8 protein-coding genes are annotated in these 9,581 nt (G+C 30.7%); 4 read left to right on the top strand and 4 right to left on the bottom strand.

The features are described from left to right. From gldM to L6Q46_RS09335, 3 genes are all read left to right on the top strand, one after another. The coding region (gldM, locus tag L6Q46_RS09345; RefSeq protein WP_291284077.1) for a gliding motility protein GldM at positions 1 to 1,524 on the top strand (1,524 nt) is incomplete at its 5' end. A 50-nt stretch (positions 1,525 to 1,574) separates the two neighbouring features. After that, positions 1,575 to 2,495, top strand: coding sequence for a gliding motility protein GldN (gldN, locus tag L6Q46_RS09340; RefSeq protein WP_291284076.1), 921 nt, complete (start codon positions 1,575 to 1,577; stop codon positions 2,493 to 2,495). Positions 2,496 to 2,561: 66 nt separating this feature from the next. Continuing rightward, on the top strand, positions 2,562 to 3,614 hold the full coding sequence (locus L6Q46_RS09335) for an FAD-dependent oxidoreductase (protein WP_291284075.1): 1,053 nt from the start codon (positions 2,562 to 2,564) through the stop codon (positions 3,612 to 3,614). Positions 3,615 to 3,632: 18 nt separating this feature from the next. Here L6Q46_RS09335 and L6Q46_RS09330 read toward each other — a convergent pair whose 3' ends face one another. Next, on the bottom strand, positions 3,633 to 4,046 hold the full coding sequence (locus L6Q46_RS09330) for a DUF983 domain-containing protein (RefSeq protein ID WP_291284074.1): 414 nt from the start codon (positions 4,044 to 4,046) through the stop codon (positions 3,633 to 3,635). Between the two features lie 141 nt (positions 4,047 to 4,187). Between L6Q46_RS09330 and L6Q46_RS09325 the strand changes: the two genes are divergently transcribed. After that, positions 4,188 to 6,104 carry an ABC-F family ATP-binding cassette domain-containing protein gene (locus L6Q46_RS09325; protein ID WP_291284073.1) on the top strand — a complete coding sequence of 639 codons (1,917 nt, stop codon included), beginning with the start codon at positions 4,188 to 4,190 and terminating at the stop codon, positions 6,102 to 6,104. A 183-nt stretch (positions 6,105 to 6,287) separates the two neighbouring features. Here the strand turns inward: L6Q46_RS09325 and L6Q46_RS09320 are convergent, their stop codons facing one another. The 3 genes from L6Q46_RS09320 to L6Q46_RS09310 all read right to left on the bottom strand — a co-directional run bounded on the left by L6Q46_RS09320 (position 6,288) and on the right by L6Q46_RS09310 (position 9,524). Next, positions 6,288 to 6,944: a response regulator transcription factor gene (locus L6Q46_RS09320; protein WP_291284072.1), complete on the bottom strand. Its 657-nt coding sequence runs from the start codon at positions 6,942 to 6,944 to the stop codon at positions 6,288 to 6,290. A 7-nt stretch (positions 6,945 to 6,951) separates the two neighbouring features. Next, the gene (locus tag L6Q46_RS09315) at positions 6,952 to 8,724 is read right to left on the bottom strand and encodes a sensor histidine kinase (protein ID WP_291284071.1); all 1,773 of its coding nucleotides are present in this window, start codon (positions 8,722 to 8,724) and stop codon (positions 6,952 to 6,954) included. A 320-nt stretch (positions 8,725 to 9,044) separates the two neighbouring features. After that, positions 9,045 to 9,524 carry a YbjN domain-containing protein gene (locus tag L6Q46_RS09310; RefSeq protein WP_291284070.1) on the bottom strand — a complete coding sequence of 160 codons (480 nt, stop codon included), beginning with the start codon at positions 9,522 to 9,524 and terminating at the stop codon, positions 9,045 to 9,047. Between the last annotated feature and the right edge of the window lie 57 nt (positions 9,525 to 9,581).

The raw sequence follows: 9,581 nt of genomic DNA, 5'->3' as shown, positions 1-9,581 counted from the left end.
GGAGGAAAATTAACCCCTAGACAGAAGATGATTAACCTAATGTACTTGGTTTTCATCGCAATGTTGGCATTAAATATGTCAAAAGAAGTATTAACGGCTTTTGGTAACTTTAATGACAAATTTACAGAATCAAACAAATTAACAGATCAGTCTAACGAGACTTTGTTATCTGCATTAAATACTAAGGCTGCAGATGAGCCAGCAAAATATGCTGAGCCTGCAAAAAAAGCTAAAGAAGTTGCTAAAATTTCAAAAGAATTTTCTACTTTTTTAGAATCTGTAAAAGCTGAAGTTACTGAAGGTATCGAACCAGATGAAACTGGTAAATTACCTTTCGAATCAATGGACAAATCAACTATTGACGAAAAATGGTTTCAAGGAGATGGATATAGTCCAAGAGGAACTGAAATCGTTTCTAAAATTGACAAGTATGTTGCTGATATCAAAAAAGTATTAGGAAATGATGTAAAATACATTCCTTTTATTAAAGAGATTGAGAAAAAATTCTCAACAGGTGATATTACTAACAGAGAAGGTGTTAAAGTTAAATTTTTAGATTATAAAACTAAAGGTTTCCCTGCAGTTTCTACTTTAACATTTTTAACTGCTATGCAGAATGATGTTAAAAATACAGAAGCTGGAGCATACAACTTATTCTTAGGAAATGCATTAAAATCTGCAGCTTCTATGAAAAACTTTCAAGCTATTGTAGTTTTAGAGAAAAATGCTTATTTCCAAGGTGAAGCTGTTAAAGGAAAAGTAGTTTTAGGTCGTTATGATGCTAATACTCAACCAACATCTTTCAAAGGTCCTGGTAAAATTGAAAACGGTCAAGCTGTTATCTCTATGACTGCTGGTAATGTTGGAGAGCAAACTATTTCTGGAGAGTTCGGATTCTTAGAAGATGGTAAAGAAATTCCATTAAAATTCGAAGGAACTTATGTTGTTGTTCCTCGTCCTAACCAAGCTATCATTTCAGCTGATAAGATGAATGTTGTTTACCGTGGAGTTCCTAATCCAATTTCTATTTCTGTTCCAGGTATTGCTTCTAATAAAGTAAATGCTAGTGCTCCAGGAATGTCTAAAGTTGGTGATGGTAAATTTATGTTAAAACCAGGAGCTGGTAGCGAAGTTAAAATTAACGTAAATGCTACTATGCCTGATGGTAAAGCAATGTCAAGTGCTCAAGTATTTAGAATTAAAGGTTTACCTGCTCCAACTGGAAAAGTTGGTGGTTCTGAAAAGAATAAAGGTCCAAAATCTAACTTAGAGGTTTGTACAGTTACTGCTGTTATGGAAGATTTCGACTTCCCTGTTACTGTTAACGTAACACAATTTAACGTTAAAGTTCCAGGACAACCTACAATTGTAGTTTCTGGTAATAGAATGGATGGTAGAGCTAAATCTGCAATTGCAAAAGCACAAAAAGGTGATGTTGTAGTTATTTCTGAGATTAAAGCTAGTTTCCAAGGTATTGATCAGATGGCTAAAAAAGTATCAATTTGTACTTACGAAATACAATAATTTAAATTAATTTGAGTTTATCTTTTTAAACCAAATAAAAAATGAATAAAATGAATTGGAGAAATAGTATTGCAATTTTAGTATTAGGTTTAAGCGCTACTACTTTTGCTCAGTCAAACTTATTAAATGCTAAAACACCTGATCAAATCGGGAAAAAAACAGAAGCAGAATTAAGTGCTGATAATGACAAACCGTTGCCTTATGGGTATGTTCATGATAGAGATATCTTAATGGGAAAACGTATTTGGGAATATGTAGATCTTGATGAAAGAGTTAATTTTCCTCTTTACTTTCCTGTAGATGGTGATGTTATGTCATCTCCAGATAGAAGACCTCTTTACAATGTCTTAATTAATGGTATCAAAGAAGGTAAAATTACTGAAGTTTATGACTCAAGTTATTTTACTACTAAGAAAACCCTTAAAGATATCGAATCTTCATTGTATACTGTAGATACAACAGATGTTGGTCGTGAGCAAATGAATGAAGATATGGATGCTTATAGAAAAGGTACCAAAAAAATTGATGAGGAGTATATCAGAAAAACTGAAATCGAAGCTTATGATGTAACAGCTTACAGAATAGTTGGATATTGGTATTTTGATAAAAGACAAGGGGAATTAAAGTACCGTTTATTAGGTATTTGTCCTGTTGTTCCTGATGTTTTCTCTAAGAAAAATAGTGATGCTGAATTAGAATATATCGATTTGTTCTGGGTTTATTTCCCTTCAACAAGAGATATTCTTCATGAAGCAAAAGCTTTTAATAACAGAAACTCGGCAATGCCATTTTCTTTTGACCATATGTTAAACGCTCGTCGTTTTAGCGGTATGATTTATTTAGAAGAAAATGTTTACGGAGACCGTAAGATTGCTGACTACATGAAAGAAAACGCTCAAATGCAATTGTTAGAATCGGATCGTGTAAAAGAAAAGATTCGTGACTTCGAACAAGATATGTGGAATTATTAATAATATTTCTCCAATTTCATTTAATAAAACTCTTACCATTTGGTAAGAGTTTTTTAATTTTACACCATGATAGATTTTATAATCGTTGGAAATGGTTTAGCAGGAATTTCATTTGCAGAAATTGCTTTGCAAAACAATAAAACAATTTTTGTTTTTGATAACAATTCGCAACCTTCTTCTCGTGTTGCTGGTGGATTATATAACCCAGTAGTTTTAAAAAGATTCAGTGAAGTATGGAAAGCAAAGGAGCAAATTGATTTCGCTTTTCCTTTATACCATAAAATTCAATCTAAATTGAATGTAGTCTTCGATTTTGAATTGCCAATTCTTCGAAAATTGTATTCAGTTGAAGAGCAAAATAATTGGTTTCAAGCTGCAGATAAGCCAAATTTAGCTCCCTTTTTAGATGCTAAATTAGTTACAACTTCTTATGAAAATATTGCTTCCCCATTTCACTATGGAAAAGTAAATCATACCGGTTATTTGGAAATTTCAACTTTGATTGAAGCGTATTCAAATTATCTGAAATCACTATATTGCTTTTCTAACGAAGGTTTTAATTATGACGTAATTGAATTTTTAGAAAACGGAATTCAATATAAAGAAATAAAAGCCAAACATATCATTTTTGCTGAAGGTTTTGGATTACATGCTAATCCATATTTTAACGATTTGCCTTTGGATGGTACAAAAGGTGAGTTACTCATCATTAAAGCACCAAATTTAGATTTAGATGTTGTTATAAAATCAAGTGTGTTTATTCTCCCAATTGGTAATGATTTATACAAAGTTGGAGCTACATACGATTGGAAAGACAAAACCAATACTCCAACAGAGGAAGGAAAACAGGAATTAATCGAAAAATTATCCGAATTAATATCATGCGATTTTGAAGTTGTGAAGCATTTTGCTGGTGTTCGTCCTACAGTTAAAGACAGAAGGCCATTAGTTGGTACTCATCCAGAATATTCGCATTTGCATGTTTTAAACGGTTTAGGAACTCGAGGTGTAATGCTCGGACCTTATTTGGCTAATGAGTTATTTCAGCATATAGAAAATAATATTCCTTTGGAAAAAGAAATTGATATAATAAGATGTTATAAAAAAAACCGAAACTAATTTGTTTCGGTTTTTTATTTATCTAAGTGTGGCTTTCTTTTCACCTTTGTGTTGTTTCCAATCCTTATCGTAACTCATAAACATATTTATCCAGATGTTTCTCGATAAACGCATAATTACGGGCATGAAAACAATTAATGTTATGATAATGACAATGAAATTGTTTACCAAATTCTTTTCTCCAATAAAGAAATAAGTGATAATAAATGCAGCTACGCCAAATGCAATTCCTAAGGCATAACTCACATACATAGCCCCATAAAAAAATGAGGGTTCAATTTTATATTTAGTTCCACAATGACTGCAATTTTCATGCATTTTGTACACATTTAGAACATTATACGGATTTTTGTCTAAATACATGCTTTCTTCATGGCAAGTAGGACAACTTCCTGTTAAAATACTATTTAATTTGGATCCTTTTTTTAACATTTGCAAAATATTTTACACAAAGGTACAATAACTAACAATTCTATGTGTAACAATTGTAACAGTAATCAATTTGTTTAATGGTAAATTGAGTTAATTATAACTCTTAAACTCATAAACAATTAAACATTTTAAACTTATTAAATGCTAAACATACATAATTTATCGGTTTCATTTGGTGGAACCTATCTTTTTGAAGAAGTAACTTTTAGATTAGGTTCTGGAGATAGAGTAGGACTTGTTGGGAAAAATGGTGCAGGAAAATCAACTATGTTGAAAATGCTTGCAGGAGATTTTAAACCTGATAGTGGAACTATTGCTACAGAGAAAGAAGTTAAAATCGGATTTCTTCGTCAGGATATTGATTTTGTTAAAGGAAGAACGGTTTTAGAAGAAGCCTATATGGCTTTTGAAGAAATTAAACGTGCCGAATTTAGAATTGATGAAATCAATCACCAATTAGTTACTAGAACCGATTATGAAAGTCAAGAATATTCAGATTTAATTGAAGAATTAAGCGATGTTACGCATCATTATGAAGTTCTTGGTGGTTATAACTATGTTGGAGATACCGAGAAAATTCTTTTAGGTCTTGGATTCAAAAGAGAGGATTTCGACAATCAAACCGATACTTTTTCGGGTGGATGGAGAATGCGTATTGAATTAGCAAAATTGTTATTGCAATCAAACGATATTTTACTTTTAGATGAGCCAACGAATCACTTAGATATTGAAAGTATTATTTGGTTAGAAGGTTTTTTACGAAATTTCACTGGAGTTGTCGTAATCGTTTCGCATGATAAAATGTTTTTGGATAATGTAACGAATCGAACTATCGAAATTTCTTTAGGAAAAGCATACGATTTTAGTAAACCGTATTCAGAATATTTAGTATTGCGTCAGGAAATTCGCGAAAAGCAATTGGCAACCCAAAAAAATCAAGCCAAGAAAATTGAAGAGACTGAAAAGTTAATCGAGAAATTTAGAGCAAAAGCTTCTAAAGCATCGATGGCTCAGTCGTTGATTAAAAAATTAGATAAAGTAGAGCGAATTGAAGTGGATGAAGACGACAATTCGGTGATGAATATTTCGTTTCCAGTATCGCAAACGCCAGGAAGAGTTGTGGTAGAGGCCGAACACGTTACCAAAGCCTATGGCGATAAAGTTATCTTGAAAGATATTTCGCTTTTAGTAGAACGTGGAAGTAAAGTTGCTTTCGTTGGACAAAATGGTCAAGGTAAATCAACGTTTATGAAAGCGATTGTAAATGAATTTGAATACGAAGGAACCATCAAACTTGGACATAACGTACAATTAGGTTACTTCGCTCAAAATCAAGCTGAATATTTAGATGGTGAAAAAACTTTGTTAGATACGATGTTAGAAGCTGCAACCGATACGAATCGTTCAAAAGTGCGCGATATGTTAGGTTCGTTCTTGTTCCGTGGCGACGATGTAGAGAAAAAAGTAAAAGTACTTTCTGGAGGAGAACGAAATCGTTTGGCACTTTGTAAATTGCTTTTACAACCGATTAATGTTCTAGTGATGGATGAGCCAACGAATCACTTGGATATTAAGTCTAAAAACGTTTTAAAAGCCGCTTTAAAGCAGTTTGAAGGAACTTTATTGCTTGTGTCTCACGACCGTGATTTCTTGCAAGGAATGTCTAATATTGTGTACGAATTCAAAGATCAAAAAATCAGAGAATATTTGGGCGACATAAATTTCTTCTTGGAACAGAAAAACGCTATGAATATGCGTGAAATTGAAAAGAAAGATGTCGTAGTAAATACAAGTGCTGATAAAACAGTAAAAAATATCTCTTACGAAGACCAAAAGAAAGCGAAAGCACTTCAGAATAAATTAAGCAAAATTGAAAGTCAAATTCAGCAATTAGAAAAAGACATTCAAGCCGATGATAAGGCGTTAGCTTCTAACTATGATAAACATATTGAAGATGCTATGTTTTTTGCAGCTTATGAAAAGAAGAAAAAAGAGTTAGAACAATTATTAGAAGATTGGGAAAACGTGCAATTAGAAATTGAAATCGTAAACAGTTAATTGCAATACAAAATATTATAACAATTCAATAACAAGAACAGAATGACTATGATTACTATAATCATGGTCATTTTGTTTTTTCTTATAAATGTACCAACAGTCCGCTTCATTTTGTCAAATTTATAATGTGGTAAAATTGCAAGATTTTGAATCTAAAATCAATACGTCAAATAACGTATTTTTTTAAATTAGATTGTTCTTCTTGGCTTTTTGAACGGCTTCTAATTTATTGTGAACTTGAAGTTTTGTGTAAATATTTTCAATGTGTTTTCTTACCGTTGCCGGAGATAAAAATAAATTCTCAGCAATGTTAATATAATTTAAACCCTTGCTAAGTTGTTCTAAAACATCTATTTCTCGTGCTGATAATTTGATGATTTCTTCTTCTTTTTTATTGTCTAAATCTATTGGATTACGAAGTAATTTTAATGTTTTTAATGCAATTGATGGATTCATAGCTGCGCCTCCGTTTAGAGTATCGATAATGCCTTCGTATAATGTTTTAGGTTCCACTTCTTTCAATAAATAACCATCAGCTCCTGCTTTGATTGCATTAAAAATATTTTCATCATTATCAAAAACAGTCAACATAATAACTTTTATATGCGGATATTTGTTTTTTATGATTTCGGTGGCTTCAATTCCGTTTAAAACAGGCATGTCGATATCCATTAAAATCACATCGATGTTATGATTGTTACTTATTTTAGTCAGTAAATCAGAACCGTCTAAAGCAGTAAATTTTATTTGAATATCATCAAAAAAGGAAAGTTTTTCCTGAATAGCTTTTATTAGGAACGTATTGTCGTCTACGATAACAGTTTTGATTACTTTTTGCATCCTTGAATTATAATTCGTTTTGATTTGGTAAGCCTAAATATATTTTAGTTCCATGTTCGTTAGTGTCAATTTTGAAATCTCCTTTTAATTCGGAAGCTCTTTTTTTCATGGTATTTAATCCATTTCCAATTTCGGCTGTAGCCAAATCAAATCCTTTTCCGTTGTCTGAAATAATAACATTGATTTTATTGTCCGACTCAGTTAAAGATACGTCAATTTGACTTGCTTTTGCATGTTTTATAGCATTATTTACCGCTTCTTGTATCAAACGATAAATATTCATCCCGTCTCTAGAACTAAACGATTGAAACGATTTTGTATTGAAATTGAAATTAAATTGAATTCCGTTCAATGAAAGTTGGGCATTATCAATAAAATTTGAAATTCTAGTTTTTAAATCTTCAATCGTAATTGCTTCTTTATTCATGGCCCAAATCGTATCTCTTAATTCGTAGATGGTTTCTTTGGTAAACGAGCTAATATCATTTAATTTATCTTCTAACTTCGGATTTCCATCGGCAAACGCATATTTTAAAGAATCTACAGAAGAAATAATGAAAGTAAGTTGAGCTCCAATGTTATCATGCAGATCTCTCGAAATTTGAAGTCTTTGTTCCTGAAGACGATTTTGAGTTTCGATTTTTAATAACGCATCTTTTAATTCGTTTTCTTTTTGCAATTGAAGCGTTTTCATTTTTTGATTTTTTAGCATAAAATAACCTACGATTATAGATAAAATTAGAAGTGAAATAATGATTACTATGTAAGTGTTTTTTACAGCTAAGTTGGCTTTCTGTTCTAAAATTTCTTTCTCTTTTCGTTCAGTGTCAAATTCAGTATCAAGCTCGGCTTGTTTAATTCTGAGGTTAATATTTGAAATACTATCTTTGTAAGTAGTATAGTTTTTAAAATTATCTAATGCCGTTTTATAATCAGAACTCAATTCATATAATTCAGATAGTTTTTGATAATTATCTTGAGTCAAATAATTGTAATTATAAGTTTTACTATAAATCAATGCTTTATTGAAAAAGTCAATCGATTTTTGATTGTCTTTGGTTTCAAAATAATAGTAACCATAGAAATTTAGGTTTTCGGCAATTCCAATTTTGTCGTCAATTTCTAATCGAATTTTATAGGCTTTGTCTAAATTTTGTTTCGCTTTAGCAAATTGTTTTAAGGTTAATTGAAGCATTCCAATTTTATTCAAACTATACGGAATTCCAATTTTATCATTTGCTTTTTCTTTTAAAGTCAGCGATTTATTGTAGAACAAAAAAGCACTGTCGTACTCTTTTTTCATTTCTTTTAAAACGCCGTAGTTGTCATAAATAGCTCTTAGTTCGTATTCTGAATTGTGTTTTTCTCCAATTTTTAATCCTTTTTGCATGTACAAAATTCCAGAATCTAAATTGCGTCTTTTTAAATGATAACCATAACTTCCGTAAAGCGAAGCTACTTTGTTGTATTGCTTTAACTGATTAAAATAATCAATTGCCATGAAAATGTATTTGGCTTGTAAGTCATATTTATTTTGATAAAAATAACATAGCGCCATTTTATCGTAACTGTTGGCAACACCTAATTTGTAGTTTTGTTTTTTAGCATCCGATAAAACTTTATTAAACAGTTGTAATGACTTGGAAGTATTCGCAACAATATCATCGTATGGCATATTTAAAACCGAATCTATTTGTTTTATAGTATAGGTTTGGCTCCAGCTAAAAGTAAATAGCAGAGAAAAAAATAATGCAAACAGGTATGTTATAGTGTTCTTCATTTTAAAATTGAATCATTATTACTATAAATGTATAAAATCAAATTTAAAGTACGTTGAAATTAATGCAATACGTAGATAAGATTATAAACATTCAATAGTAAGCAAAGTAAAACGAATAGTCTAAAAAGAACAATAATAAATTCTTTCTTTTGACTCATAGATTCGATGGAAAGAAATAATTTAGACATAACTCAGGTTTTAATTATTATGTAAAATTCGTTCAAAACGGCACTATTTCCTATACGACATTTGACGTATTTAAAAAAAGCGAATTGCCAAATGACAATCCGCTTTTCCGTAATCAAACTATAAAAAACAAATTATTTAATCAGTTTAGCGGTATCTTTATCTAAAGAAAGATTTAATGCTGTTTTGTATAAGCGAAGCGCACCGATTAATGATTTTTGAGTAAAACCACCTTCTGTCCAGAAGTAGTAGTAATAGGTGATAGAGTTCGTTGATTCAGAATAATACACTTTTATTAACGCTACTTCAGCGTTTAATTTATTAACTAAATCTAACGCATCTCTTTTAGTAGTTCCTTCAACTAAATTATAAACACCACTAAGAGTAACATATCTTTTGTTAGCGTCAATATCTAAATAAATGGTGTAAACATCTTTAACTTTAATATAAGTATCTTTTACTTCAAGTACTTCAATGTAAGCATTGTCAAAAGTTTCTTTTAAAAAAGCAGGAGTTACTTCGTTGGCGTTAATTAATTTTTGTGAAAAAGAATTTGTAGTAGCTAAAAATAAAACAAATAGATAAACTACTGAGGATAATTTTAAAGTTTTCATGAGTGTGAATTTTTGTTATTATTGATTAGTCAAAATTCACAAAAAGCAAAAACTTCT

It is taken from the genome of Flavobacterium sp., assembly GCF_023151265.1.
In the GTDB taxonomy this organism is placed as follows: domain Bacteria; phylum Bacteroidota; class Bacteroidia; order Flavobacteriales; family Flavobacteriaceae; genus Flavobacterium.
This window is presented reverse-complemented; position numbering and strand designations above follow the sequence as displayed.